Genomic DNA, 25546 nt, shown 5'->3' on the forward strand with positions numbered 1-25546 from the left:
GTTGTTCAGACCTTCCCTAAGTTGCTGATCAGCGTTCAAGGTGGGTCAGTTTGAAGTTGTTGTTGACACTGTTGGACCTCGCGCTCATCGACCACACCCTTGACCCCACCGTAGTGGTCTACATGGGAATGGGAGTAGATCACCGCTTTTACCGGCAGCCGACCTACGTTTGCTCGATAAAGATCCAGCGCCGCCTTGGCCGTTTCCTTGGATACCAAGGGGTCGATAACGACCAGCCCAGTAGCGGTCTCGATGATGGTCATGTTCGACAGGTCCAGGCCACGCACCTGGTACACATGCTCTGTCACCTTGAAGAGCCCCGCGATGCGGTTCAGGCGCTCCTGCCGCCACAGGCTAGGGTTGACGGTATCGGGTGATGTTTCGTCCTGCAGGAATGCGTAGGAACGCATATCCCAGATGACTTGTCCCTTCTCACCGCGAATGATGCCGTCGAACGGGGCGATCAATCCGCGCCTTGCCAAATCGAAGTCTGCGCGATCGCTGAAATCGAGCTGGGAGAGAACGCGGCGATTCACCTCCTGAGTAGCTGTACTCGCGCTGCCCGGCATGGTGCGATGCGCAGTGCCAGTGCTGGAAGCGACTGCAACGCCGGAGGCGACTACCAGGGAAAGCGTCAGGATGCCCGAAAGACACCCGCGAACCGGGTGCACAATATCGTTCATTTTTGCGGCCTTTCGACTAACGGTGATCGAGCGGAGAGCGTTCGATGTAAGCAACGACCGTGATGAGAGCTGCTGCTACAGCAGTTCGACTGGCGCCAGAGTGAAGCTCGGGGGCTGGAACAATTATTCATCAACCCAACGTGACGCTTGTGTCAGCGAAGAAGGCTGCGCTTTTGCGCGCGATCGGCACCCGTGATTGATGCCTGGTCAAGTGAGCGCGGTTGCGCCGTCGTTGATGAGACAGATATCGCCGGCCACAGACAGATCGGAAATCCTTATTCCCCAGATCTTCCGACGCTACGCTCACGTTCTGCTGGTTGCCGGACCTTACATGGCTGCAATGCAGGTCAGATAGATGATCGTGCGCTGGTCCATGCCAACATTGAAACTGAGGTCGCAGAACCAGCACAGCGACGGCGACAGACGCGTACATCCATCACAGAGCGCGTTTCGATTTGAGTTGGCGCGCCACCCGAGGGATCGAAATACTCATTCGATCTTCGAGCAGCGCGTTTGGATCGATAAATTTACGCACGGACGATCCGTGTGCAACGTTCTCTCGGTCACGCAATTGGCTGAAGAGTCCGGCATTATGATCAGCGTGTTTGCCACACCGCGCGCCGCCGTACGATGGAACTGCCACCCGGATATACGGTGGCGATCACTCTTCGTATCAGCGCAGCCATACAGCCGAGGATAGGTGTGGGGAACATTGCCCCTTCGCCAGCGAGTCTCTTCGCTGGGAAGCATCTTCCGTTGACCAATGGACGACCTTTCGGTCGTTGTCCCAACGGATTGGGAGCTGCCTCGGCGGGTCCACGCAAGTTGCGTCGCTCGCCTGCCTGCAAGGACAACGTACGTTGGCATTCCTAGACTCTCTGGACGAGTTGCAATCATGGTTTTTACGGAATTGTTGTGCTCGCTTGCCGGGCAAGGGAATGAGGCGCCCGAAGGTGCTCAAGGCACCTACCTACGGCAACTAAAGTAAGGAGCCGGGCCTCTATGCACGCGATTGATGCAGTTCTTCAACATGAAGCGAGGGACCGATTACCGTTCGCCGTTCGGAAAATCTTCAGCAGATGTGTTGCATCGCAGCAATATAGGTGTATGCTGCAACGCAACAAACGGTCACGGCTTTCCCCAAGGGGTTCGCAATGTCGGCGCAGTTCGAAAACAGTTTCACCAGCCAGTTCGCTTCTGCCGCAGCACGTGCCAACCAGTTGGCATTGGAGACGCTGGAACGCAACGTCAACGCGACCAGCAGCTTCTTCGGCGAATTCGCGCAGGCGCGCGATCTGGGCGCGTATCAGACGCTTTGGCCGAAAGGCCTGCAGGTAGCGCGAGATAACCTGGAACGCCTGGCCTCGGTCAATCAGGAAGTGGTCGGGCTGGGGTTGAAGATGTCCAGCGAGCTTGGGCAGTTCGCCAAGCAGCAGTTCGAAAACGGCAGCGATCAGGCCGGCGCATCAGGCAAGACCCGGCGTAAGTAAGCGCCAATAAAATTCAGCGTCTTTGCATGGGTCCCTCCCCCCGTGCAATCCGGCCCGACAGATCCCTCCCTCTGTCGGGCTTTTTTATTGCCTGCGCAAGCACGCCGTGCCAGCTAGCGCGGCAACTGCAGCCCTTGCGCCTGGGCGGCAGCCTCGGCGCCCGGGCGCCACGGGATCCGGCCCCAGTACGGCGTCGCCAGGCGCTGGCGCAGCATGCCGATGTTCTCTTCGATGCGCTCCATCTTCGGATCCACTTCATTGGCGATCCAACCGATGCACTGCCGTCCATCGGCAGCAATGGCAGCAGCAGTGAGGCGCGCGTGGTTGATGCAGCCCAGCCGCACGCCGACCACCAGCACCACCGGCAGCTGCAAGGCGCGCACCAGATCGGCTTGATCCAGCGTCGCACTCAGCGGCGCGGCCCATCCACCCACGCCCTCCACCACCACCACCTCGGCCTGCGTGCGCAATTGCGCGAACGCGTGTGCGATGGGCGCCAGCGCCAGCGTCACGCCGACCTCAGCTGCTGCCAGCTCCGGTGCCAGCGGCGCCGGCAAGGCGTAGGGATTGAGCACGGCGTAATCCGGCTGAGGATCGCTGGCCGCCTGCAGCGCGAGCGCGTCTTCGTTGCGCCAGCCGTGGGGCGTGTGCTCGCAGCCGCTGGCCACCGGCTTCATGCCGACGGCGCTGTGGCCGCGCGCGCGCAACGCGTGCAGCAGCGCGGTGCTGCCCATGGTCTTGCCGATGCCGGTATCGGTGCCGGTGACATAAAAAGCCGGATGCTGCATACGCCTGATCCTGCGGCCGCGCCGCCATTGCCGTAAGGGCGCGCAGCATAACGTGCGCACCGGATCCATGGCTGAGGCCGGTTGTTTCTCGTTTGCCTGCGGGAGCACGCTGCCTACGTGCGCGGCCCTGGCTGCCTTGGTGGGAGCAGGTGCCGATGTCCGCGGTCGGGCACGCGAGATAAGAGCGCGGTGTCGAACATGCGTGCCGCTTCCGGCGAATTCTGCATGTTGTGATGCCAGCAGGTCGGAGCGCCCTGCCGATGGCAGCTCGCGCGCGTTCCCTGCCCGGTCGCAACCACGCTGCAAGACGGCCACTGCTAAACTTTGCCGATGTTCACCACCTCTTCGCTGACCGGCAGCAAGCCGGAACAATATGCCCAGCTCACCGCCCAGGCCCAGGCACTGGTGCACGGCGAGCCGGACCGGATCGCCAATGCCGCCAATCTGGCCGCGCTGATCTTCCATTCGTTGCCGTCGCTCAACTGGGCCGGCTTCTACTTCTACGACGGCCGCGAGCTGGTGGTGGGGCCGTTCCAGGGCCTGCCGGCATGCGTGCGCATTCCGCTGGACAAGGGCGTGTGCGGTGCGGCTGCCAGTACCCGGCAGAGCCAGCGCATTGCCGATGTGGACGCGTTCCCTGGGCATATTGCCTGCGATTCGGCATCGCGCTCGGAGCTGGTGATTCCACTGGTCAAGGGCGATGCGCTGATCGGCGTGCTGGACCTGGACAGCCCGGAGCTGGACCGCTTCGATGCCGACGACCAACGTGGCCTGGAAGCCATTGCGCAACTCTTCGTAGACGCGCTGGCGTGACCACCGAGCGGATGCGCAACATCGGCCCGAAGAGCGCGGCGTGGCTGCGCCAGGTCGGACTGCGCACGCAGCAGGACCTGCAAGCGGTCGGTGCGGTGGGCGCATTCGTCAAGGTGCGCCGCGCGGGCTTTAAGCCCAGCCTCAATCTGCTGTATTCGCTGGAAGGCGCGTTGGCCGATTGCCATTGGCAGGACGTGCCCGAAGCGCGACGCCATGCCTTGCTGGCCGAATACGAAGCGGCCAGCGCGCTGCTGCCGGTGCGCGGCCGCGCCATCGGCGGACCCGTGGAAACCGTGCATTACGCGCGTGCCGACGACAACGACATGCACGGCGATGCGGACACTGCGGACGATGACGCCGCGGAGACGACACACGACGACTGAGCGCGCGGCGTGCGGCACCGTCCATGCGGCGCATGGCGTCAACGCGCGGCGGCGTCCCGCAGCGTGGGTGCGAGCGAGGCACCCAGCGTCTGTCCGTGTGTAAGACCGGGAAGCGGCCGATAGTCGGCCTTGATGCCCGGTAGCGAGGACAGCAGCGCGACGAGCTTGGGGGCTGCGTGCGGATCTGCGCGCGGCCTTCCGGGCCGCTCGGTTGGCGTGGCGCGTGCCGCTGGGTTGCGTGTGGCAGGTTCGCCCTCGCCTGCCATCACCGTCACGCTCCGCGATACCTGCGGCGTGTGTGCGTCTGTCGATTTCGCAGCATCCACCACGCGGTGCGCCTGATCGACGATGAAGCCATCGCCCCACCACAGCGACGGATCCAACGCGACGTAGTGTTGAAACAGCTGCGGCTGCGTCAGCAGCACGTGCAACACGAACAGCCCGCCGTACGAGTGACCCCACACGGTCTGCCGGCGAGTGTCCACCGCAACGCGCGCCTCCACCTGCGGGCGAATGCGCGTCGCGATCAGTTGCGCGAACGCGGCCGCGCCGCCGGTGCGACGTTGCGGATTCAACGGATCGGTCTCCACGCGGCCGTCGCCGTAACGCGCGGGCGTGTAATCCAGGCTGCGGCCGATCGCATCGATGCGTAGCGCGCTGTCATCGGCAATGAACACCAATACCGGTGCATCGCCGTGCGTGGACAGGCTGTCGAGCAGATGCGCGTCCAGCTCCATCAATGCCGCGTTGCCATCCAGCAGATACACCACCGGATAACCGGCCGTCGGCGGTGGCGTTTTTGGCACGGCGATCCGTACGCGATACCGCCGTTGTCCGTCGGCAGCCGTCAGTCGCAGCGCGCTGAACACATAGGACGCGCTGGCACGGTCGGCAACGGTACTGCCGATCGTGCGAGACAGATCCGGCTGCGCGAGTGCCGGTGTGGCACACACGAGCGATAGCGACATGCAAATGCAAACGGTCCACCGACAGCGATGCATCGAAGCTCTCCTCATGCGCACCGCCCGCCCGGCAGCGGCAGTGTTGTGGTGGCCAACCTCAGAAACCAAAGCGCAACGTCGCCCAGTACGCGCGCCCCGGTTCGTTATAGGTGGCCGCGCCTGCTGCACCACCGGTGTTGTTGGTGCCTTCGCGAAACAGCCGGGTGTCGAACAGGTTGTCCACGCCCACGCCAAGGCTGACCGTGCGGGTGACGCGGTAGCGCGCACTGATGCTCCATACATCGTAGGGCTCGCGCGTGTCGGGGGCGATGGCGCCGCCGCTGGTGCTCGACTGCGTGGCCGATTCCTGCTTGCCGTAGAACGTGCCGGCGAGCAGCAGCGACAACGCTTGCGTCGGTTGCCAATCCAGCGTGGTGTTGACCGTGTATTCCGGGATCACCGACAGTGGCTGACCGGTCGCGGTGTTCTTGTTCTCGATCATGTAGGTGATGTTGCTATTCCACTTCAACACGCGGCCCTGCTCACCCAACAACGGCAGGGTGAGATTGCCTTCCACGCCCTGCACGATCGCCTCCGATGCATTGGCCCACTGAAAGACCTGCCCGCGTCCATCGGCGGTGGTGCCGACCGGCACCAGGCCGGCGACGATCTTGTCGTCGTACGCGTTATGGAAGTAAGTCAGCGAGGCATGGTGGCCGCTCTGCGGTGCCCACTCGATGCCGATCTCCTTGTTGATGCTGGTTTCCGGATCAAGGGTGTCGTTGCCCTGGATATAGCAGCCCGAGCCGAGGTTGGGGAACAGCACCGGGCAGCCATTGCCGCGCGTGTAATACAGATAATTGGTGTTGGATTGATACAGGTTGGGCGCCTTGAAGGCGCGCGCGATGCCGCCCTTGAGCAACCAGTCTTCGCTGAGCCTGTACTGCACGTTGAGACTGGGGCTGAGGTTGTTGCCGAACTGACTGTGGTGATCCAGGCGTACGCCTGGCGTCAGCGTCAGCCGCTCGCTGGCGTAGATGTTGTCTTCCAGATACACGGCACTGAGCGAGGCTTGGCTGCGTGGACTGCGCGTGCCTGCATCCAGACCGGGGAAGCCGCCACCGGCGGTCACCGTCTGCGACATCGAATACGCATCGTTGAGACGGCTCTGGCGGCGCTCGAAACCGAATGTCAGCACCTGTTCGGCCCATGCCTGCAGTGGCAGGTTGAACTCTCCGTCGATGTTGAGGTTATCGAGCGTGGCGGTGGAATCGAGCAGGTCGGCGGCGATGGACCCTTCCGGGCCACCGGCCAGGCCTTCGTTGAGGCGGGTGTTGTCGGTGCCTTCGTAGGCGGCGGTGAGGCGCGAGGTGCCCAGCGCCCAGGTGCCGCGATGGGTGAGCGAGAACGTGCGGCGCAGCATCGTGTTGGTTTCGCTGCCGAACAAGGCAGTGAGATCGGCGCCGGCCAGACCATCGGCGCTGACCGCGCGATCGCCCGCGTAGAGATTGCCCTGGCGGCTGAAGCCGGCATCGAGTTCGATCACCTGCCCTTCCATCGGATCCCAGCGCAACAGGCCATTGATGTCCTTGTTGCGCACGCCCTCGCGCCCGGCCGGCGGCACTGCAGTGGAGTTACTCGCAAAGCGGCGATTGAGCTCCAGCGAATCCGGATCGGTCTTGTTGAGATTGCCGTACAGACGGAACGAAAACGTGTCCGACAGCGGGCCACTGAACTGGAATCCGGTGCGTTGACCGCCGCCTTCGGCGCTGTGCTGCGGCACCAGACCGAACACCGTCATCGCACCGGCCAGATCGCCGGTGGGTTTCTTGGTGATGATGTTGACCACGCCACCGGAGGCGCCCGAGCCATACCGCGCTGCCGCCGGGCCGCGCAGCACCTCGATGCGCTCCACCGCATCGGCCGGCACCCAGTTGGTGTCGCCGCGTGTATTGCGCTCGCCACTACGCCCCATGCGCACCGCATCGCGCGATCCCACCGGCTTGCCATCGACCAGAATCAGCGTGTTTTCCGGCCCCATGCCGCGCAGATCGATCTGGCGGTTATTGCCGTACTGCCCGGAGGCACTGTTGCCGGTGAGATTGACGCCCGGCATGCTGCGCAGCAGCTGCGAAAGATCGTTGACCGGCGGGCGCCGTTCGATATCTTCGGCGGTGATGACCGATGTACCCAGCGCCTGGCGCGCAATCTGCGCTGCAGTGACGTGCACGGTGTCCAGCGATTGCGGATCGGCGACAGTGTCTTCGGCGGAGGCGCTGAAGATGCAGCTGCCGCAACCCACCGCAACAGCCAGCACCAGCTGACGATGGGACAGGATGGGACAACGTGCAGGCACAGGCATCCATGGCCGGCGTGATGCGGACATTTTCAAACCTCTCGACAGGAGATAGACCTCTGGCGACGGCTTGAGGTGAGACGGTGGGGGTGCTGCGTGCAGCAGGCGCACGATGGGTGTGCGAGGCAGTGCCGCAGTCAAGATTGTCCAGGCATTCTACACAGATGCGATTCATTCTCAAATCGAATTGTGGTGATGGCGCAGCTGCATGCCGGCAGTGCAGTACTGCGGCAGCTCATACAGTCACGTCCGGCGCACGCATCGCGGGCATCTGCATCAACGGCGTATAGACGCGACGGTCGCGCAACTGGTGTCGATCGAAAGCGCCGAACGCCGTGACGCAGAGCGGTGTTGCAGGCTACGCGTTGATAAAGGCGGTGTCTGCAACACACGCCAATCGCGCAGCGCGCCTTACCTCAACGCAAGCAGCTCGCGCATGTCGTCGATGATGGCCACGGCACCGGCGGTCTGTACATCGAAGCCACGCAGATAGCCGTAACGCACCATTGCCAACGGCATGCCGGCGGCATTCGCGGCTGCGGCATCGGTGGCCGAATCGCCGGCCATCAAACACTGTTGCGGGCTACGCTGAAAATGGTTGGCAAGCTGCAGCAGCGGCGCCGGGTCGGGCTTGCGCTGCGGCAACGAATCGCCACCGAGCACACGGCTGAAGTGCCTGGCGATGCCCAGATGCTCCAGCAACGGCGCGATAAAACGCGCAGGTTTGTTGGTGCACAAGGCCAGCGTGACGCCCGCATCGCGCAAGCCCGTCAGCGCCTCGGCAACGCCGGGATACAACTGCGGGTCGTGCAGCAGGCTCGCCTCGTAATGGCGCATCATCACCGGCATCGCCGCATCGGCATCGCAGGTGCTGCCGGCTTCGCGCAGTGCGATGGCAAGCAGGACATGCACACCTTCGCCGATCCAGCCGCGGATCGTTTCTTCGCTGAACTGCTGTAGCCCCAGCTCCTGCAAGGCGCCGTTGAGAGCCTCGGCAATATTGGGTGCGCTGTCCACCAGCGTGCCATCCAGATCGAAGATCACCAGCGAATACGGAAACATTCGGACGGCCTCGTGTGTGGGAGAGGCGCAGTGTACGCAGTGCAGGATTCAGCGCGCGTCACTGCGAAGCGCTGGGGGTTGCTCGCCGCCTGCGTCAGATGCAGCCATCGCCGCATGCGGCATGCAATGCAGCACGGACCGCTCACTCCAACGGCGGCATCTGGCCGAACAACTGCCCCTGCACCGCGCCATCCTCGACATCGCTGAAACCGCTCAAGCCCACACCGACCAGGCGATAGCGCGTCTGCGCGGGCAGCTCCACGCGGCGGGTCAATGCCAGGGCGATCTGCGCCAGCGCCTCCTGCGAGGTAGGCGGCTGCTCGGGCGTGTAGGAGCGCGTCAGGATGCGAAAATTCGAGGTCTTCAATTTCAGCACGACGGTACGGCCGATGCGTTCGGTGCGGCGCGTGGCCAGCCAGGTTTTTTCGGCCAGGCGCAGGATGTGCGGGTCCAACGCATCAAGCGCCAGATCTTCGCTGAAGGTGTCTTCCGAGGACACCGATTGCACTTCCTGATCCGGCTCGACCGGGCGCTCGTCGATGCCGCGCGCGCGGCGATACAGACTCTGACCGAAACTGCCGAAATGCGCCTGCAGTTCTTCCAATGGCCGCTGGCGCAGATCGGCCACGGTGACGATGCCCAGCGCCGCCAACTTGCCATCCATCACCTTGCCCACGCCGGGAATGCGATTGACCTTGAGCGGCAGCAGAAATGCATCCACGCGGCTGGGCGCGATCACGAACTGGCCATCGGGCTTTCGCCAATCCGACGCAATCTTGGCCAGGAACTTGTTCGGCGCGATGCCGGCCGATGCCGTGAGCTGGGTTTCTTCGCGGATCTGCGTGCGGATCGACTGCGCGACCTCGGTGGCCAGCTGCATGCCGGTTTTGGCTTGCGTGACGTCCAGATATGCCTCGTCCAGCGACAACGGCTCCACCAAGTCGGTATGACGATGGAAAATCTCGCGCACTTGCCGCGACACCGCCTTGTAGCGCGCAAAATCCGGCGGCACGAAGATCGCATCCGGGCACAGGCGTTCGGCACGCACGGCCGGCATTGCCGAGCGAATGCCGAAGGTCCGCGCTTCGTAGGAGGCCGCGCACACCACCGAACGCGCACCGCGCCAGGCCACCACCACCGGCTTGCCACGCAGGCTAGGGTCGTCACGCTGCTCCACGGACGCATAGAACGCATCCATGTCCACGTGCACGATCTTGCGCATCAAGCGGATTTCTCTGTCGCAGGTCTGCGCCCATGATAAGCCAGCGTCGTCTCACATCTTGCGTCGAGAGACATCGCCGCGCATTCGTAAAGCGAGCACGAGCGCGCACCGAACACCAACGGTCGCGCATCCGACGACAGCGCGTGCAAGGCCGACGACGCAGGCCCGCACGCACGCGTCGACCGCAGGCCCGAGCGCTGTGATGTGGCATGAAGCAGCGTATCTGCGCACTGCGCAGTCAGCGGAAAACAGCACGCATGCGTACGGATAAAACGTTTGATTGAACCGCGCGACCTCATGCACCCTTCCCGGCCTCGCCTTTCGCTCCTTGCAGGAAACGTTCGTCATGACTCGTCAAAGTACGTACTCGCGCGACCAATTGCTGGCCAGCGCGCGTGGGGAATTGTTTGCGCCCGACAGTGGCCGTCTGCCCAATGATCCGATGCTGATGTTCGACCGCATCACCGAGATCAGCGACACCGGCGGCGCACATGGCAAGGGCGTGATTCGTGCCGAACTGGATATCCGCCCGGACCTATGGTTCTTCGGCTGCCACTTCATCGGCGACCCGGTGATGCCAGGCTGCCTGGGCCTGGATGCGATGTGGCAGCTCACCGGCTTTTTCCTCACCTGGATCGGCGCGCCGGGCCGTGGCCGCGCATTGGGCTGCGGCGAGGTCAAGTTCACCGGCCAGGTGCTGCCCAGCGCCAGGCTGGTGCGCTACGAGATCGATGTCAGCCGCGTCATCAACCGCAAGCTGGTGATGGCGCAGACCGATGCACGCATGCTGGTAGATGGGCGCGAGATATACACCGCCAAGGATCTCCGTGTGGGCATGTTCACTTCAACGGAGAATTTCTGATGCGTCGCGTCGTCATTACCGGAATGGGCATCACCTCATGCCTGGGCAACGATCTGGACACCGTCTCCAGCGCACTGCGCGAGAGCCGCTCTGGCATCACCGCGCTGCCCGATCACGCCGAGGCAGGCCTGCGTAGCCAGGTCGGCGGTGCGGTGGCGCTGGATCTGGACAGCCTGATCGACCGTAAGCTCAAGCGCTTCATGGGCGATGCCTCGGCTTACGCATACCTGGCAATGCGCGATGCGATCGCCGATGCGGGCCTGGATGCCGAGCAGGTCAGCGGCCTGCGTACCGGCGTGATTGCCGGCTCCGGTGGCGGCTCCAGCCAATGGCAGGTGGAAACCGCCGATCTGCTGCGCAACCGTGGCGTGCGCAAGGTGGGCCCATACATGGTGCCGCGCACGATGTGTTCGTCGGTGTCCGCATCGCTGGCCACTGCGTTCAAAATACGCGGACTGAGCTACTCGCTGTCGGCCGCGTGCGCGACGTCTGCGCATTGCATCGGTGCGGCGGCAGATCTGATCCGGCATGGCGCACAGGACGTGATGTTCGCCGGTGGCGGCGAAGAACTGCACTGGACGATGAGCGTGATGTTCGATGCGATGGGCGCGCTGTCCACCGGTTTCAACGATCGCCCCGCCGTGGCCTCGCGCCCGTACGATGCGCAGCGCGATGGCTTCGTCATCGGCAGCGGCGGCGGCATGCTGGTGCTGGAAGACTACGATCACGCCATCGCACGCGGCGCACGCATCCATGCCGAACTGCTCGGCTATGGCGTGACCTCCGACGGTGCCGATATGGTCGCGCCCAGCGGCGAAGGCGCCGTGCGCTGCATGCACATGGCCATGCAGGGGCTGCAGCGTCCCATCGATTACCTCAACACGCATGGCACGTCCACGCCGCTGGGCGATGTCACCGAACTGGGCGCGGTGCGCGAGGTATTCGGCGACAACGTGCCGCCGCTGTCTTCGACCAAGGGGCTCTCCGGGCACTCGCTGGGTGCGGCCAGCGTGCACGAGGCGATCTACAGCCTGCTGATGCTGCGCGATGGCTTCATGGCCGGCTCGGCGCATATCGACGAACTCGATCCGCGCGCCGAAGGCTTTCCAATCTTGCGGCAGACGCAGGACGCGACCTTGAACACGGTGATGTCCAACAGTTTCGGCTTTGGTGGCACCAACGCGACACTGGTCTTCGGACGCACCTAAACCATCTGCCCGCATCGGTGCCAGCCAAGCCGATGCAGGCATTCACATGATTTCGTCTGTCGCGCTGCAGCGCCTACGTAAACCGCTGATCAAGAGCCCTGTCCGAGGCTGCTGGGCCGACTGCGGTCATCAGACGACGCTGCGGCTGCAGAGGGGGTTTCATGCGGACGCGCCATCCAGGCCGATCCGAACGCGGCAGCCGCGCCGATGCCCCAGACCACGGATGAAGCGGTGCTAAGTTTCACCGCCGTGAGCGGCGCGTCCTGCTGAGCGGCCGTAGTGGCGGCAGCGGCAAGCCCGGCAGCGGCGATGTTTGCTGCACCGCTGACGCCTTGCAGCACCCGGCTTGGGAGAACGGTGGCGGTATCGCTGGCAGCACGCACTAGGTTGGCCCCACCGTTCAATGCCCAGGCCGCCGCCGATGCATACGTCACACGGGTGCTGTCGTTTCCGTTCAGCGAAGGAGCCAGCGCACTGAGTACGCCAGCGGCAGCGCCTACCAGATTGGCGCTTGAAACCAATGCATTGGCGGGCACGTTGCCGGCCTGGTTGATGACCGCGCCACCAGCCCACAGGGCACCACTGACAATACTGGTGAGCTCGGCTGGCCGCTGCTGCGACGCAGACAGTTGTGCAGCGGCCACCGAGAGCCCCGACGCCGCTGCGTCCACTAACGGGCCGCCGTATGCGCCCACCTGCTGCAATAAGCCCGGCGCATCGGCATGCAAGGGCTCTGCAGAAACGTCGGTATTGGCCCGAATCGCCGCACGGGATGGTGCCCGTCCAAGCGAAGACAACGCATATTCGCCGGAGGGTGTGGCGGGTACCGAGGCAGCCTGACTTTCGATACCCGCTTCCACATCAATGCCGGTCGCCGCATGCGATGTCATGGATGACACGTTGCCAATCACCATTTTTGACTCCTGGCCGCGTTGGACACGATCGGACTCTAGCAAGTGCCTAAATAAAAAAACTGCACTCCAGTAGGAAGGAAGCATAAATTTCGCATAACGCTTGCGTGGACTGCACCGTCCACCAATGCAATGCAGACGCCGATTGGCCGCACAGGCGTCTCAGCCCGCCATGCCGTTATGCCGTAGCAGCGCATCGATGGTCGGGGCCCGACCGCGGAAGGCGCGGAAGTTCTCTGCCGCCGGACGACTGCCGCCACGCGCAAGCACCTCGGCGCGGAACCGTGCACCGGTCTGCTCCAGTTGGTCTGGCGCTTCCTCGAATGCGGCATAGGCATCGGCGCTGAGCACTTCGGCCCATTTATAGCTGTAATAGCCGGCCGCATAGCCGCCGGCAAAAATATGGCTGAACTGATGCGGGAAGCGATTCCATGCCGGCGGCCGATTGACCGCCACTTCGTCGCGCACGCGCTCGATCAATTGCAGCACGCTGTCCTGTGCCGGATCGTAGGTGCCGTGCAGCTGCATGTCGAATAAGGCGAATTCCAGCTGGCGCACGGTGAACATGCCGCTCTGGAAATTACGCGCCGCCAGCAGGCGATCGAACAGATTACGCGGCAACGGCTCGCCGGTCTGCACGTGCGCGGTCATCGCCTGCACGCGCGCCCACTCCCAGCAGAAGTTTTCCATGAACTGGCTGGGCAGCTCCACCGCGTCCCATTCCACACCGTTGATGCCGGCCACACCCAGCTCGCCAATGCGGGTGAGCAACTGATGCAGGCCGTGGCCCATTTCATGGAACAGCGTGGTGACTTCGCCGTGGCGAAAGGTGGCCGGCGCATCGCCGCTGCCGCGCCCGAAGTTGCACACCAGATACACCAGCGGCGTCTGCACGCCGTTGGCGGTGTTGCGGCGGTTGCGGCAATCGTCCATCCACGCGCCGCCACGTTTGCCTTCGCGCGCGTACAGGTCCAGATAGAACTGGCCGACCAGGGTGCCGTGCGCATCTTCCAACCGGTAAAACCGCACATCCGGGTGCCAGACCGGCGCGCTGTCGGGTTTGACGGTGAGCCCATACAGGCTGTGGATCACATCGAACAGGCCGGCCAGCACCTTCGGCTCGGTGAAGTACTGCTTCACCTCCTGCTCGGAAAAGCTGTAACGCGCCTGCTTGAGTTTTTCCGAAGCGTAGGCCAGGTCCCAGGCCTGCAGTTCGTCCAAACCCAACTCCTCGCGCGCAAAGGCTTCCAGTTCGGCGCGGTCGCGCTGCGCATGCGGCTTGGCGCGCGCAGCCAGATCGCGCAGGAAGCCCATCACCTCGCCGGGGCTCTGCGCCATTTTGGTAGCAACCGAATAGTCGGCGTAACTGGCAAAGCCGAGCAACTGTGCCAACTCGGCACGCAGGGCCAGGATGCGATCGATGTTGGCGCTGTTGTCCAGCGCGGCATCGCCGAATTCGGACGCGCGCTCGGCATTGGCGCGATACAGCCGCGCGCGCAGGTCGCGGCTGTCGGCATCGCTCTGCACCGGCAGATAGCACGGCATCTGCAAGGTGAATTTCCAGCCCGGCACGCCATCCTTTTCGGCGGCCGCGCGCGCGGCGGCAATCACTTCAGCCGGCAGTCCCGACAGCTGGGTGTGGTCTTCGGTCAGGTACGACCACGCATCGGTGGCGTCGAGCACGTTCTGCGAAAACCTGGCTGCCAACGCCGAGAGTTCTTCCTGGATCTGCGCAAACCGCGCCTTGGCGGCATCATCGAGTTCGGCACCGCCCAAGCGGAAATCGCGTAGCGCATTGTCCAGCACCTTGCGACGCGCCTCATCGAAGTGTGCAGCTTCCGGCGATTGCGCCAGTGCCTTGTATTGCGCATACAACGCCAGATTCTGCGCCAGCGCGCTGCCGAAGCGGCTCACCTTGGGCAGATTGCTGTTGTAGGCCTCGCGCAGCTCGGGCGTGTTGACCACCGCCTGCAGATGCCCCACCTGCCCCCAGGCACGCCATAGCCGCTCGGTGGCATCGTCCAGCGGCGTGACGAAGCTGTCCCAGCGCACCGGGCTGACCTGCTCGGCTGCCTTCACCGCCGCCTCGGCCTCGGCGAGCAACTGGTCGATCGCCGGGCCCACGTGGTCGGGGCGGATCGCATCGAAGGACGGCAGTCCGGACAGATCGAGCAGCGGGTTGGTCATGGAGCGCTCCGGCAATGGACTGGATGAGTAGATTCAAAGATCGGCAACCCTGGCAGGCACACCGTGGCGCGCAACCGCCAGCAGGCTGAGCACGGCGCCGAGGGCACGGTGCCCGCTCGTCCCTGACGACTGCGGACACCGATCGCACCGGCGTGGCGGTGAGCGCAGCGCCTTGATGCGCACGTCCCGGATATGGCGGTCATTCCAGCGCCGCACAAGGCAAGGCGGGTAAATCGCCGCCGTTCACGGCCAGCGCGATGGCGGCATCGCTGTCGCTGACATCGATCGCGCGCGCCTCGTACCAGGCCGGGTCGTAATAACTGTGCGCGTAACGTTCGCCGGCATCGCACAGGATGGTGACGATGGAGCCCTGCCGGCCCTCGTCGCGCATGCGCCGGGCGGCGTGCAGCACGCCGACGAAGTTGGTGCCGGTGGAGCCGCCCACCCGGCGGCCCAGCGTGGCGCTGACGTGGCGCATCGCCGCCAGGCTCAGCGCATCGGGCACCTTGATCATCACGTCCACGCAGCTGGCGATGAAGCTCGATTCCACCCGCGGGCGGCCGATGCCTTCGATGCGCGAGCCGCCGGTGATGGCCAGCTCCTTGGGGCATTGGCCGTCCACTGCGCGGCAATAGCCGTCGAAGAACACCGACACATCCGGGTCGGCGCACAGGATGCGGGTGGCATGGCGCCGATAGCGCACGTAGCGGCCCAGGGTGGCGCTGGTACCGCCGGTTCCGGGGCTGCAGACGATCCAGTCCGGGATCGGGTGCGGCTCTTCGGCCAGTTGCTTGAAGATCGATTCGGCGATGTTGTTGTTGGCGCGCCAGTCGGTGGCGCGCTCGGCGTAGGTGAACTGGTCCATGAAGTGCCCCCCGGTCTCGCGCGCGAGCTGGTGCGAGGCGCTGTCCAGATCGCAGGCGCGCTCGACCAGGTGGCAGCGGCCGCCCTGGAATTCGATCGCGGCGATCTTCTCCGGCGAGGTCGAGGCCGGCATTACCGCGATGAAGGGCACGCCAAGCAAACGCGCGAAATACGCTTCGGAGATGGCCGTGGAGCCGCTGGACGCCTCGATCACCGGCCGCCCGGCACGCAGCCAGCCATTGGTGAGCGCGTACAGGAACAGCGAGCGCGCCAGCCGGTGCTTGAGGCTGCCGGTCGGGTGGCTGGACTCGTCCTTGAAGTACAGGTCGATGCCCGGATAGCCCGGCAGTTCCATCGGAATCAGGTGGGTGTCGGCCGACCGATTGAAATCGGCTTCGATCTTCCGGATGGCGGCGGCCACCCACTGGCGCTGCGACATGGCAGGACTTGGCTGCAAAAGTAGCGGTAATTCTACCGCCGTCGCCTGCCCGCCTACGCAGCCAGCGCATCGGGCGGACAGCGGGGGCCGATGCTATGCTCGCCGCACCCGTCACTGCCCCGACTGTCCGTGCTGCATCGCCTGCTCCGCCTGCTGCTGTGCCTATGCCTGGTTGCCAACACGGCCACCGACGCCATCGCCGGCATGGCCATGCCGGCGATGGCGTCGGGCGCGATGCCCGCCGTGCCCGTGGCAGGCACTGCCGCGACCACGCAGACGGATCAGCCGGCGGCCCTGCCGTGCCATGAGGCGATGCCTCGGCCGATTGCCATGCAGGTGCACGATAAGGCCACGCATGCGCACGCGCCCGACTGCTGCAAACTGGGCAGCTGCGACTGCCTGCAGCACTGCAGCCTCGCCTTGTTGACCTTGCCTGCCGTACCCGCGGGCCTGCTCGACCGCCCGGCGTTGCCGGCCACCTTGACCGAGGGGCGCAGCAGCCCGCTGCCCGACCAACCGGTACGACCTCCCATCGCCTGAGCGCCGACGGCCCTGCCTTGGCCGTCCTCGGCCCTGCGCGTGCTTGCGCGGGATCTCTTACGTTGTGCGCTGCGCCCATCTCTTGCCGATGGAGCGCGCAGGAGTTGTCATGTCTTTCGATCCCTCGTTTTCCCACGGCTCAACCGCCAGCGGCCTGAGCCGGCGCCGCTTCGTCCAGGGCCTGGCCCTGGGCGGTATCGCCGCCAGCGGCCTGTGGCGCAACGATGCGCGCGCCGCGGCCCAGGCGAACACGCCGGTGCTGCGCGGAAGCAGCCAGTCGCTGCAGATCGGCCGCCTGCCGGTCAACTTCACCGGGCGCCTCCGCTCTGCAATCACCGTCAACCAGAGCCTGCCGGCACCCACCCTGCGCTGGCGCGAGGGCGACACGGTGAGCGTGCGCGTGCGCAACGCGCTGACCGACCAACCCACGTCGGTGCATTGGCATGGCCTGTTGCTGCCGGCCAACATGGACGGTGTGCCGGGCATGAGTTTCGACGGCATCGCGCCGGGCCAGGAGTATCACTACCGCTTTGCGCTGCGCCAGTCCGGCACCTACTGGTACCACAGCCATTCGATGTTTCAGGAGCAGTCCGGCCTGTATGGCGCCATCGTCATCGACCCGCTGACGCCGCCGCCGTACCGGCACGATCGCGAACATGTGGTGCTGCTCTCGGACTGGACCGATCTGGATCCGGCCGCCCTGTTCCGCCGGCTCAAGCAGATGCCCAGCCACGACAACTACGCACAGCGCACCGTCGGCGATTTTCTCCGCGATGCGCGCGACGACGGCCTGCGCGCCACCCTGGCCGACCGCGGCATGTGGGGGCGCATGCGCATGACCCCGACCGACCTGTCCGATGTCAACGCCAACACCTACACCTACCTGCTCAACGGCGTGGCGCCGGCCGGCAACTGGACCGGCTTGTTCAAACCCGGCGAGAAGGTGCTGCTGCGTTTCATCAATGGCTCGTCGATGACCTACTTCGACATCCGTATCCCCGGCCTGCGCATGACCGTGGTGGCCACCGACGGGCAGTACGTGCATCCTGTCAGCGTGGACGAACTGCGCATTGCCGCGGCCGAAACCTTCGACGTGATTGTCGAGCCGCTCGGCCAGGATGCATTTACGTTATTCGCGCAGGACATGGGCCGCACCGGCTTCGCCTGCGGCACGCTGGCAGTGCAGCATGGTTTGCAGGCGCCGATTCCTGCGCTGGATCCGCGCGCCATCCTGACCATGCAGGACATGGGGCATGGCGATGGCATGGATCACGCGCTGCCCGCAATGCACGGCGCGCCCGGGATGCTGGCGGCGCATGGGATGCACACCACGCACTCGCATGACGATGCCAAGGCACACGACAAGGCGCCGCACCACTCTGCCAGCGAAACCGGCAACCAGCTGATCGACATGCGCAGCAATGCCACCGCACCGCGCCTGGACGACCCCGGCGTGGGCCTGCGCGACAACGGCCGCCGCGTGCTGTGCTACGCCGATCTGCATAGCGTGTTCGACGACCCGGATGGGCGCGAACCGGGCCGTGACATCGAGCTGCATCTGACCGGGCATATGGAAAAATTCGCATGGTCCTTCGATGGCATCGCATTCGCTTCCGCGCAACCCTTGCGTCTGCAATACGGCGAGCGCCTGCGCATCGTGCTGGTCAACGACACCATGATGCAGCACCCGATCCATCTACATGGCATGTGGAGCGACCTGGAAGATGCGCACGGCAACTTCCAGGTACGCAAGCACACCATCGACATGCCGCCCGGCACCCGTCGCACCTACCGCGTGCGTGCCGATGCGCTCGGCCGCTGGGCGTATCACTGCCATCTGCTGTACCACATGGAAGCGGGCATGATGCGCGAAGTGCGGGTGGAAGCATGAGCCGCTTTTGCATGCAGGCCTGGTTCGCGGCTGCGTTCTTGGCGAGCGCATCTGCGGTTGCGCAGGAGCATCGGCACGATGCGATGGAGGAGGTACCGCAGGACATGCAGGAGCATGCGCTGCAAGTGACCGATGGCGCACATGAGACCCCTGCATCATCTCAGGCCGCACCCATGGACCACGCTCACATGTCGCACGCTGAGATGGGCACCAATGCCATGGACCATGAACCGATGAAGCATGGATCCATGGACGATGCAGCCATCCACCACCAGGCGATGGATCACGCCTGGATGGATCACTCCAAGATGCACCACGCGCCGCCGACACACGCTGCACAAGCTCCTGCATCACCCACCGAGACACGCAGTCGCCCAAGCACCCCCATCCCCCCACCCACGGCGGACGACATCGCCGCTGCATTCGCACCATTGCACACGCATACGATGCACTCGGCAGGTATCAACCATTATGTCCTGCTCGATCGGCTGGAGGCTTCCAACACTGATCGCGGTAGCGGCCAGGCCTGGGAATCACGCGCATGGATCGGCGGCGACATCGACCGGCTCTGGCTGCGCAGCGAGGGCGAACGGCACGACGGGCGCACCGAATCCGCCTCGCTGGAAGCGTTCTATGGCCATGCCATTTCGCCGTGGTGGGATGTGCTTGTCGGCGCGCGCCAGGACATCGGCGCAGGCGAACATCGCAGCTGGGCGGCCTTCGGCGTGCAAGGACTGGCGCCCTACAAGTTCGAAACCGAAGCCACGCTGTATGTGGGGAATGGCAGCCGCGCGGCGCTGCGGCTGGAAGGCGAATACGAGGTACTGCTGACCAACCGGCTGATCCTGCAGCCGCGTGCGGAGGCCGACATCGCGCTTACCGACGACGACCGCCGCGGCATTGGCAGCGGCCTGGAACAGGTCGAACTTGGCTTGCGCCTGCGCTACGAGATCACCCGCCGCTTCGCCCCGTACATCGGCTGGGTACACAGCCGCAGCTTCGGCGATAGCGCACAGCGCGCGGCGATGGACGATGCCCCTGCGCGCGACAGCCGCTTTGTTGCCGGAGTGCGCGTTTGGTTTTGAGGCAGGTGGTACCGCGGTTGGCCCTCTCCATTAACGCTCGCGCATTCCACCCGCTGCCAGTCGGCCATGACACGCCGACAACCCTGCCCTGGCTAACATCGCCCATCCGTGCAACACGCCGCACACTCACAATCCACACAAGGAGACCGCCATGCCTTTGAACGATCGGCAACACGTGCCAGGCGCCAGTGCCGCGCCCGCCGAAACGCACGGCTTCGTGTTCAACCACACCATGCTGCGCGTCAAGGATGCAACGCAGTCACTGGATTTCTACACGCGTGTCCTGGGCTTCCGCCTGCTCGACGCACGCGATTTTGCCGACGCAAGATTCAGCCTGTATTTTCTCGCGCTGCTACCCGAAGGCGCCGCCATTCCCGATGACGACGCCCAGCGTCGCCTGTGGATGGCAGGTATCCCCGGCGTGCTCGAACTCACCCATAACCATGGCACCGAAACCCAGGATGGCCCGGTCTATCACGACGGCAACAGCGAGCCGCGCGGCTTCGGCCATCTCTGTATCTCGGTGCCGGATATCCATGCCGCCTGCGCACGTTTCGACAGCCTCAACGTGCCATACCAAAAACGCCTGGAAGACGGCCGCATGAAGCACCTGGCCTTCATCAAGGACCCGGATGGTTACTGGGTGGAGATCATTTCCAATACGCCGTTGGCGTAAGTCCAACGCTCAGCGGCAAGCTGGCGCGTCAGCGGGGACGGGAATGGCAACCAGCGGATGCCCAGGCCGAACGCGACGCGTCCCTTGCTTCGAAGCCCCGCCCCGCAACCACGCGCGGTAACTGCCAGGGCCGGTGCAACGACTGGACACAACGGCGGGCTGGAGTAGACTTTCGCCGCCCTCCGCAATGGATGCACCCAATGCTCGTCAGGAAGATTTCACTGGTCCTTGCGTTAGCAACGATCGCCGCCTGCACACAGGCGACACCGGACGCCACCGCTCCGAAGACGGCCGCAGCTGCGGCCGGCACTCCTACAAACCCGTCAGAAAAGGATGCATCTCCCATGCAGGACGCAACCCAGGGATCGACCCAGCAACTGCAGCCGCCGCGGGCCGACAGCGTGCTGTATTTCATCAGCAACGTGGACGGCGATGGCGCAACCTCGTACGAGGTCGCCAATGGCAGCTGGATTCATTATTGGTACGGCTTTCAGTTCGAACTCGGTGGTACGCGGTATTACACCGGCTTCGCCTGGGAAACGCCCGAGCGCTTCGGCGCAGAAAGCCAAGACCACTCTCCTGCGCCCGGCACCAAGGTGACGCTGGCCCATGCCACCTTCGTGACCAGCGAACCGGGGAGCAAAACGCCGTGGAAGCTGCTTGGCGCAGAGCCCTACATCGGCGAATTCGGCGGCATGGAACAGGGCAACACCGTCGACACCACGCGTCAACCACAGACCTTTGTCACCGACGACAGCAGGCTGGTGCTGGCCGTGCCGACGTGGAGCCTGCAGTCGGGTGTGCGCATCCTTTCCTACGACGCACTCGTGTTCAACCCGAAAGAAACCGATAACGTCAACGACAAGCATTGGACCTATATCGGCAACATTCCCGCGGGTGAGGACAACAGCGCCAACTGTGGCGAAGATGCGCCCGGGAAGATTGCCTGCGTCAAGAACAGCAGCACGCTTGCGTTCGTGAAGCAGCCCGGCCTGCCCGCGTTGCGGGTAACCGTCTCTGCCGATCCGCCGACGAGCGGGGGTGACGCGACGGTTGAATATCGCTACGATGCGGCCAGCAAATCGTATTTGCCGACCCCTTGATACAGGACCAAAGGAATTGGTTCGGGCGGCGTACCGCTGCAGCCGCGTGGCTGCAGCACTCAATCAAGGACCTTGAGCGATGCCGACGAACTACTCACGAGCCCAAGTGCTCGACATCATCGAACGCGAAGCGGCCGAGCGGAATATTCCGCGTGACGACTTCCTGCGTTTTGCCCACGTAGAGACTGGCGGCGCCTTCGACGAGTTGGCCAGCCGCGGCCCCGGTGGTGCGAAAGGACTGTTCCAGTTCACTCCGCCAACCGCCCAGCAGTACGGTATCGCCGGACGCGAGCTGGACGCGGTGGTCAACACCGACGCAGCAGCGCGACTGTATCTGGATAACCGGACGAGCCTGGTCAATCGGCACGAACGCGATGGGCGGCCCTACCTGTCGGGCAAGCCGGAGCCCGATGGCCTGGATATGTACCTGGCCCACCAGCAAGGCGCCGGTGGCTACCGCTCTCTGCAGACCGCGATCGCCACGGGATCTTTTGGCCTGGAAAGCACACGCGCCAATATTCTCAACAATGTCGGCGAGAAAGAGCTGAAGTCGTTGACCGGCGTGGATTCGGCAACGTTCCGGCGCATGTCCGACAAGGATATGGCGCAGACGTTTGTGCAGTACTGGGATACGAAGATGGACCGTATCCGTATTCCCGAAAAAGGCATCGAGCCCATTTCGGCCACGCAGCAGGCACCGTCGCACGCCGCGCCTGCCCAGCCGGAAAAACCCGCAGCGCACGGCATCGCGCTTCACGCGGCCTACGACCTCACCAATAAATACGACCACGTCAAATACGGCCTGGGCGCGAAAGATCCCGACAAAGGCAGGGTCGATTGTTCTGGCTGGGTGGTCGAGATGCAGAACGCGACCATGGACGAGATCAACAAGGGCGCCGGCAAGGCCATCTTCACCAAGGACGAAAAGTTCAGCCCTGGTTTCGACAGCGCGTCCGAACTGCTGCGCAAGGCCGAGCTGCGCTCCGGCGTGCTGATCCAAGGCAAGGACGTGACCGCCCAGAACCTCAAAGAAGGCATGATCATCGGCGAGGACAATGGCCCGCAGAGTTGGGACAAGGGGCGTTACAAGGGCATCGACCACATCACGATGGTGGTGCGCGACCCCAAGGATGGCCAGCTCAAGATCAGCCAATCCCGTGGCGGCGAGGGTGTTGAGCTCAGTTCGCTGGATTCCTACCTCGAGCGCAAGCACGCCAAGGGCGTCAAGCTGTATGCGAGCGACCCGCTGTCTGAGGCGCGCGACCTGCTGCAGGAGCGCAACCAGAACAAGCAGCAATCCCACCCAGCGTCCGAGCACAAACCCAGCCAGGCACACGCCGCCGCAGATGCGCCGAGTGTCCTGCGCGACAATGCGCGCGGTGCAGAAGTGCGCACATTGCAGCAGACGCTGCAGCAACTGGGTTACAAGGACGCAGGCGGCAACGAACTCAAGGCTGACGGTGCCTATGGCCAACGGACCAGCGACGCGGTCAAGGCATTCCAGCGTGCGCATGGGCTGCAGGACGATGGCGTGGTTGGCCGCGATACGCAGGCTGCATTGAAGCAGGCGGAAAAGACGCCACTGCTCTCGGAGAAAACCAACCCCGACCACCCGCTGTTCAATCAGGCGGTCAACAAGCTGGAACAGCTCGGTCCCAATGCCTTCGCCAATCGGCAGCAGTTGGTAAACGCGGCCGGCCACATGACCTTCGAAGCCAAGGTCAGCGGCATGCAGCGCATCGACATGGTGGCGCAAAGCAAGGATGGCAACGGACTGTTTGCCGTGCAGGGTCAGCCAACCGACCCGGCGCATCAGCGGATCTACACCGAAAAGGCAACCGCTGCGGAACGTCCGCTGGAGCAAAGCAGCAATGCGGTGCGGCAGGAAGCGCAGACGCAGACGCAGGTTCAAGATCAGCACGAGCAACAACGTAGCCAGGCGCGTAGCGTCGGTTGATCTTCGTGCAATAGTCACACAGAAGGGGCACCGATCGATGGATCGGCGCCCCTTCGGGTTTACGCCTGCATTACGCGTTCTTTCGAATCACGTCGGGCGACGGATATCCGGCGCCAACAGGGCTGATCCGTCAGTTGGACGTCGCAACAGCCGCTCTGTCAGGGAACCACTGCGGCAACTGCTCGGCGAATTTCGCTGCGCATTCGTCGCTGTAGGCCTGTGCTGCTTGCTTGACCAATGCGTAATCGTTGGCTTCCCATTCCTCCAGCGAGGCAGTGCGCGGTGTCGGCGCACAGTCCAGACTGACCGGGCTCGCCTTGCGCTTCAAAAAGCCGCTGCGTTCTCCACCGATCGTCACTGCGTAGCGCAGTTCGTAAGGCGACTTGGTATCGGCCAGGCTCTGATAGACCAGCAGCCAGTCCGACATCAGCACCTGCAACGGAAACGGATCTACCGGCACGGCCCCCGGATGCCCGGTGAAGTAGGTCTTCAAATGCGCGTTGACCGCATCGCGCTGCAATTGATAGCCAGGATTCCCCAGGCCTTCCATCTTTTCGCCTTTCAGCTGATCCTTTCCGAAGGCAGAGACCGCAACACCGCGCGCAAACAGGCTGGTCGCGATTTGCAAGCCGACGACCATCCCGGTATGTCCGCGGCGGACGACACGTAACATCTCGTCGCCGTTGGGCAAGCCGTTCGAGCCTACGCGCATGCTGGAATGCAAGGGGAGTTGCAAGGCCCAATCTGCCGAGGGGGTCATGACAGCGCCTGCATCGGACTGCAGACTTGGTTGCGGATCTGTTGCGGCAACTGCCACAGTGCCTGCAACTGCAGCAGCCGCATACGCAGTTGCCGCGGAGAAATCCCCGCTTGCAAACGCAGGCGCCACGGCAGTGGCCTCGGTCATGCGCGCAGGGGTACAGAATGTGCCAGCCGCCCGCATCTGTGCTTCATGGAAGCCAATACCGTTGATCTGATGCACGACGGCATCCTTGCCGTACTGTTCCACCAGCTTGCCGATCAATGCATCGGAGGGCGATTGCTGTGCACAGACCTTGGCGGCTGCGATGCGCGACCAGGCGAACTGCAGCGCAGGATCCCAGCCCATCGCATCTTCGCCCACGAATCCGTGGTCGTAGTGATACGCATAAATGGCAGGGTCGATCTCCTGCAGCGTCATTCCGCCCTGGCCGGCATAGCCCAGCGGCACGTCTTGCGCAACGGCAAGCCCCGGCAGTGCCAATAGCACCGCCGCGATACACGTCTTCATGAATCCCTGTCCCTATGGATAAGTACGCCGCGCTGCATGTCCCCCATGCAGCGCGACCAATGCGTCACCGCTCGCACACGACGGCTTCCAACCTGCAGGACGCTGATCGACGGGTAATGGCACAACGCACCCGGCCGATCGTCCTGCAGGGATAGTGTGCCCGCACACGGCAGCCATCGCAGTCGGGGCGGTCCCCACGCATGTGTGGGGACCGCCCCTTACATGCTCACTGCTTAGGCATGCAAGATTCCGCCTGGGCCTGGTTGCCAATCGCGTGGCGTGCGCAATGCGGCCAATACGCGCACCAGCTCGCGATAGCTCTGGGCCAGTTGCGCGAACAGACCTGCATCGCTGCAGCGGGTATCGGCCACTTCGGAATACGCGCCCCTGCCCAGGTCGATGAAGTAATCCACACTGAGGCGCCGGCGTTGCGCCACGCCGGGAAACAGGCCTGCAATCAACAGGCAGCCGTCGCCCACATCGCGCAGCGCGTCGGCCCGCACGCTACCGATCTGGTCCTGCGCATGCAGCCATGCCAGCGCCTGTGTGCGCGAAAGCAGATGCGCATCGCGCTGGAAGCGCAGCAACACGAACACCAGATAGTGCTCGCGCGATTCGTCCAGCGGACGTGCAATCCGCTGCCCCGCCTCGCGCACCAACGCCTGCCACAATTCGGCCGGCGCCCCCTGTTTGAAAGACTCGTGCATACGTCCTCCTGCGTGGTGTGGACCCTCGCCAGGAGCTTATGCATAACTTGGGCCACTGCGTTGGCAGAGGCTGTGGTGGAGCGCTAAGGACGGCCGCTGGCAGTGCTG

Annotated in this window: 22 protein-coding genes; 11 read left to right on the forward strand and 11 right to left on the reverse strand. The window is 64.1% G+C overall.

What is annotated here, in order from left to right; genetic code table 11:
- Positions 1–35 precede the first annotated feature (35 nt).
- A complete protein-coding gene (locus J7360_RS16720) occupies positions 36–683 on the reverse strand; it encodes an MBL fold metallo-hydrolase (RefSeq protein ID WP_244667823.1) in 648 nt (215 codons plus the stop codon).
- A 1154-nt stretch (positions 684–1837) separates the two neighbouring features.
- On the opposite strand from J7360_RS16720, the gene J7360_RS16725 reads away from it, so the two are divergent.
- Complete coding sequence (locus J7360_RS16725) at positions 1838–2173, forward strand: phasin family protein (RefSeq protein ID WP_003484072.1); 336 nt, start codon at positions 1838–1840, stop codon at positions 2171–2173.
- Between the two features lie 113 nt (positions 2174–2286).
- Here the strand turns inward: J7360_RS16725 and bioD are convergent, their stop codons facing one another.
- Positions 2287–2961 carry a dethiobiotin synthase gene (bioD, locus tag J7360_RS16730; protein WP_209034297.1) on the reverse strand — a complete coding sequence of 225 codons (675 nt, stop codon included), beginning with the start codon at positions 2959–2961 and terminating at the stop codon, positions 2287–2289.
- Between the two features lie 330 nt (positions 2962–3291).
- Between bioD and J7360_RS16735 the strand changes: the two genes are divergently transcribed.
- On the forward strand, positions 3292–3774 hold the full coding sequence (locus tag J7360_RS16735; protein ID WP_003484068.1) for a GAF domain-containing protein: 483 nt from the start codon (positions 3292–3294) through the stop codon (positions 3772–3774).
- A complete protein-coding gene (locus tag J7360_RS16740; protein WP_022559997.1) occupies positions 3771–4157 on the forward strand; it encodes a TfoX/Sxy family protein in 387 nt (128 codons plus the stop codon). The genes J7360_RS16735 and J7360_RS16740 overlap by 4 nt, the downstream gene beginning before the upstream one ends.
- A gap of 38 nt (positions 4158–4195) precedes the next feature.
- On the opposite strand, the gene J7360_RS16745 is transcribed toward J7360_RS16740, so the two are convergent.
- The 4 genes from J7360_RS16745 to dinB form a co-directional block, all read right to left on the reverse strand.
- Positions 4196–5158 carry an alpha/beta hydrolase-fold protein gene (locus J7360_RS16745; protein ID WP_057662975.1) on the reverse strand — a complete coding sequence of 321 codons (963 nt, stop codon included), beginning with the start codon at positions 5156–5158 and terminating at the stop codon, positions 4196–4198.
- A 58-nt stretch (positions 5159–5216) separates the two neighbouring features.
- Positions 5217–7460 (reverse strand): TonB-dependent siderophore receptor, encoded by a 2244-nt coding sequence (locus tag J7360_RS16750; RefSeq protein ID WP_209034299.1) that lies wholly within the window; start codon positions 7458–7460, stop codon positions 5217–5219.
- A gap of 405 nt (positions 7461–7865) precedes the next feature.
- Complete coding sequence (gene gph / locus J7360_RS16755; protein WP_057662981.1) at positions 7866–8516, reverse strand: phosphoglycolate phosphatase; 651 nt, start codon at positions 8514–8516, stop codon at positions 7866–7868.
- Between the two features lie 142 nt (positions 8517–8658).
- Positions 8659–9738 carry a DNA polymerase IV gene (dinB, locus tag J7360_RS16760; protein WP_099802334.1) on the reverse strand — a complete coding sequence of 360 codons (1080 nt, stop codon included), beginning with the start codon at positions 9736–9738 and terminating at the stop codon, positions 8659–8661.
- Between the two features lie 346 nt (positions 9739–10084).
- Between dinB and fabA the strand changes: the two genes are divergently transcribed.
- Positions 10085–10600: a 3-hydroxyacyl-[acyl-carrier-protein] dehydratase FabA gene (fabA, locus tag J7360_RS16765; RefSeq protein WP_003484052.1), complete on the forward strand. Its 516-nt coding sequence runs from the start codon at positions 10085–10087 to the stop codon at positions 10598–10600.
- The gene (gene fabB, locus J7360_RS16770) at positions 10600–11808 is read left to right on the forward strand and encodes a beta-ketoacyl-ACP synthase I (RefSeq protein ID WP_089111646.1); all 1209 of its coding nucleotides are present in this window, start codon (positions 10600–10602) and stop codon (positions 11806–11808) included. The genes fabA and fabB overlap by 1 nt, the downstream gene beginning before the upstream one ends.
- A gap of 89 nt (positions 11809–11897) precedes the next feature.
- On the opposite strand, the gene J7360_RS16775 is transcribed toward fabB, so the two are convergent.
- The 3 genes from J7360_RS16775 to J7360_RS16785 all read right to left on the reverse strand — a co-directional run bounded on the left by J7360_RS16775 (position 11898) and on the right by J7360_RS16785 (position 16209).
- The gene (locus J7360_RS16775) at positions 11898–12722 is read right to left on the reverse strand and encodes a hypothetical protein (protein WP_007970540.1); all 825 of its coding nucleotides are present in this window, start codon (positions 12720–12722) and stop codon (positions 11898–11900) included.
- A 159-nt stretch (positions 12723–12881) separates the two neighbouring features.
- A complete protein-coding gene (locus J7360_RS16780) occupies positions 12882–14906 on the reverse strand; it encodes a M3 family metallopeptidase (RefSeq protein WP_007963881.1) in 2025 nt (674 codons plus the stop codon).
- Between the two features lie 199 nt (positions 14907–15105).
- Positions 15106–16209 carry a PLP-dependent cysteine synthase family protein gene (locus J7360_RS16785; RefSeq protein ID WP_057658923.1) on the reverse strand — a complete coding sequence of 368 codons (1104 nt, stop codon included), beginning with the start codon at positions 16207–16209 and terminating at the stop codon, positions 15106–15108.
- Positions 16210–16299: 90 nt separating this feature from the next.
- Here J7360_RS16785 and J7360_RS16790 point away from each other — a divergent pair, with 90 nt between their 5' ends.
- The 6 genes from J7360_RS16790 to J7360_RS16815 all read left to right on the forward strand — a co-directional run bounded on the left by J7360_RS16790 (position 16300) and on the right by J7360_RS16815 (position 23461).
- Entirely contained in the window at positions 16300–16749 is a 450-nt protein-coding gene (locus J7360_RS16790; RefSeq protein WP_057658924.1) for a CopL family metal-binding regulatory protein, read from the forward strand.
- A gap of 88 nt (positions 16750–16837) precedes the next feature.
- Positions 16838–18640, forward strand: a complete 1803-nt coding sequence (locus J7360_RS16795) for a copper resistance system multicopper oxidase (protein ID WP_209034301.1) — start codon at positions 16838–16840, stop codon at positions 18638–18640.
- A complete protein-coding gene (locus J7360_RS16800) occupies positions 18637–19725 on the forward strand; it encodes a copper resistance protein B (RefSeq protein WP_057658930.1) in 1089 nt (362 codons plus the stop codon). The genes J7360_RS16795 and J7360_RS16800 overlap by 4 nt, the downstream gene beginning before the upstream one ends.
- A gap of 151 nt (positions 19726–19876) precedes the next feature.
- Complete coding sequence (gene gloA / locus J7360_RS16805) at positions 19877–20401, forward strand: lactoylglutathione lyase (protein ID WP_209034303.1); 525 nt, start codon at positions 19877–19879, stop codon at positions 20399–20401.
- A 344-nt stretch (positions 20402–20745) separates the two neighbouring features.
- Positions 20746–21504 (forward strand): hypothetical protein, encoded by a 759-nt coding sequence (locus J7360_RS16810; protein WP_022560009.1) that lies wholly within the window; start codon positions 20746–20748, stop codon positions 21502–21504.
- 106 nt (positions 21505–21610) lie between these two features.
- Complete coding sequence (locus J7360_RS16815; RefSeq protein ID WP_209034305.1) at positions 21611–23461, forward strand: XVIPCD domain-containing protein; 1851 nt, start codon at positions 21611–21613, stop codon at positions 23459–23461.
- A 130-nt stretch (positions 23462–23591) separates the two neighbouring features.
- Here the strand turns inward: J7360_RS16815 and J7360_RS16820 are convergent, their stop codons facing one another.
- Both J7360_RS16820 and J7360_RS16825 read right to left on the reverse strand, forming a co-directional pair.
- Positions 23592–24731 (reverse strand): hypothetical protein, encoded by a 1140-nt coding sequence (locus J7360_RS16820; protein WP_057658934.1) that lies wholly within the window; start codon positions 24729–24731, stop codon positions 23592–23594.
- Between the two features lie 233 nt (positions 24732–24964).
- A complete protein-coding gene (locus J7360_RS16825; protein ID WP_003484033.1) occupies positions 24965–25438 on the reverse strand; it encodes a hypothetical protein in 474 nt (157 codons plus the stop codon).
- Positions 25439–25546: the final 108 nt, after the last annotated feature.

This window comes from Xanthomonas sp. D-99, assembly GCF_017746145.1.
GTDB lineage: Bacteria > Pseudomonadota > Gammaproteobacteria > Xanthomonadales > Xanthomonadaceae > Xanthomonas > Xanthomonas cissicola.

Excerpts from the sequence above, each read along its gene's own strand:
- J7360_RS16720 (WP_244667823.1), bottom strand. The coding sequence starts at position 683 with ATGAACGATATTGTGCACCCGGTTCGCGGGTGTCTTTCGGGCATCCTG.
- J7360_RS16775 (WP_007970540.1), bottom strand. The coding sequence starts at position 12,722 with ATGGTGATTGGCAACGTGTCATCCATGACATCGCATGCGGCGACCGGC.
- J7360_RS16785 (WP_057658923.1), bottom strand. The coding sequence starts at position 16,209 with ATGTCGCAGCGCCAGTGGGTGGCCGCCGCCATCCGGAAGATCGAAGCC.
- dinB (WP_099802334.1), bottom strand. The coding sequence starts at position 9,738 with ATGCGCAAGATCGTGCACGTGGACATGGATGCGTTCTATGCGTCCGTG.
- fabB (WP_089111646.1), top strand. The coding sequence starts at position 10,600 with ATGCGTCGCGTCGTCATTACCGGAATGGGCATCACCTCATGCCTGGGC.
- J7360_RS16750 (WP_209034299.1), bottom strand. The coding sequence starts at position 7,460 with ATGCCTGTGCCTGCACGTTGTCCCATCCTGTCCCATCGTCAGCTGGTG.
- J7360_RS16810 (WP_022560009.1), top strand. The coding sequence starts at position 20,746 with ATGCAGGACGCAACCCAGGGATCGACCCAGCAACTGCAGCCGCCGCGG.
- J7360_RS16795 (WP_209034301.1), top strand. The coding sequence starts at position 16,838 with ATGGAGCGCGCAGGAGTTGTCATGTCTTTCGATCCCTCGTTTTCCCAC.
- J7360_RS16745 (WP_057662975.1), bottom strand. The coding sequence starts at position 5,158 with ATGCATCGCTGTCGGTGGACCGTTTGCATTTGCATGTCGCTATCGCTC.
- bioD (WP_209034297.1), bottom strand. The coding sequence starts at position 2,961 with ATGCAGCATCCGGCTTTTTATGTCACCGGCACCGATACCGGCATCGGC.
- gloA (WP_209034303.1), top strand. The coding sequence starts at position 19,877 with ATGCCTTTGAACGATCGGCAACACGTGCCAGGCGCCAGTGCCGCGCCC.
- fabA (WP_003484052.1), top strand. The coding sequence starts at position 10,085 with ATGACTCGTCAAAGTACGTACTCGCGCGACCAATTGCTGGCCAGCGCG.
- J7360_RS16725 (WP_003484072.1), top strand. The coding sequence starts at position 1,838 with ATGTCGGCGCAGTTCGAAAACAGTTTCACCAGCCAGTTCGCTTCTGCC.
- gph (WP_057662981.1), bottom strand. The coding sequence starts at position 8,516 with ATGTTTCCGTATTCGCTGGTGATCTTCGATCTGGATGGCACGCTGGTG.
- J7360_RS16735 (WP_003484068.1), top strand. The coding sequence starts at position 3,292 with ATGTTCACCACCTCTTCGCTGACCGGCAGCAAGCCGGAACAATATGCC.
- J7360_RS16780 (WP_007963881.1), bottom strand. The coding sequence starts at position 14,906 with ATGACCAACCCGCTGCTCGATCTGTCCGGACTGCCGTCCTTCGATGCG.
- J7360_RS16800 (WP_057658930.1), top strand. The coding sequence starts at position 18,637 with ATGAGCCGCTTTTGCATGCAGGCCTGGTTCGCGGCTGCGTTCTTGGCG.
- J7360_RS16790 (WP_057658924.1), top strand. The coding sequence starts at position 16,300 with ATGCTATGCTCGCCGCACCCGTCACTGCCCCGACTGTCCGTGCTGCAT.
- J7360_RS16825 (WP_003484033.1), bottom strand. The coding sequence starts at position 25,438 with ATGCACGAGTCTTTCAAACAGGGGGCGCCGGCCGAATTGTGGCAGGCG.
- J7360_RS16820 (WP_057658934.1), bottom strand. The coding sequence starts at position 24,731 with ATGAAGACGTGTATCGCGGCGGTGCTATTGGCACTGCCGGGGCTTGCC.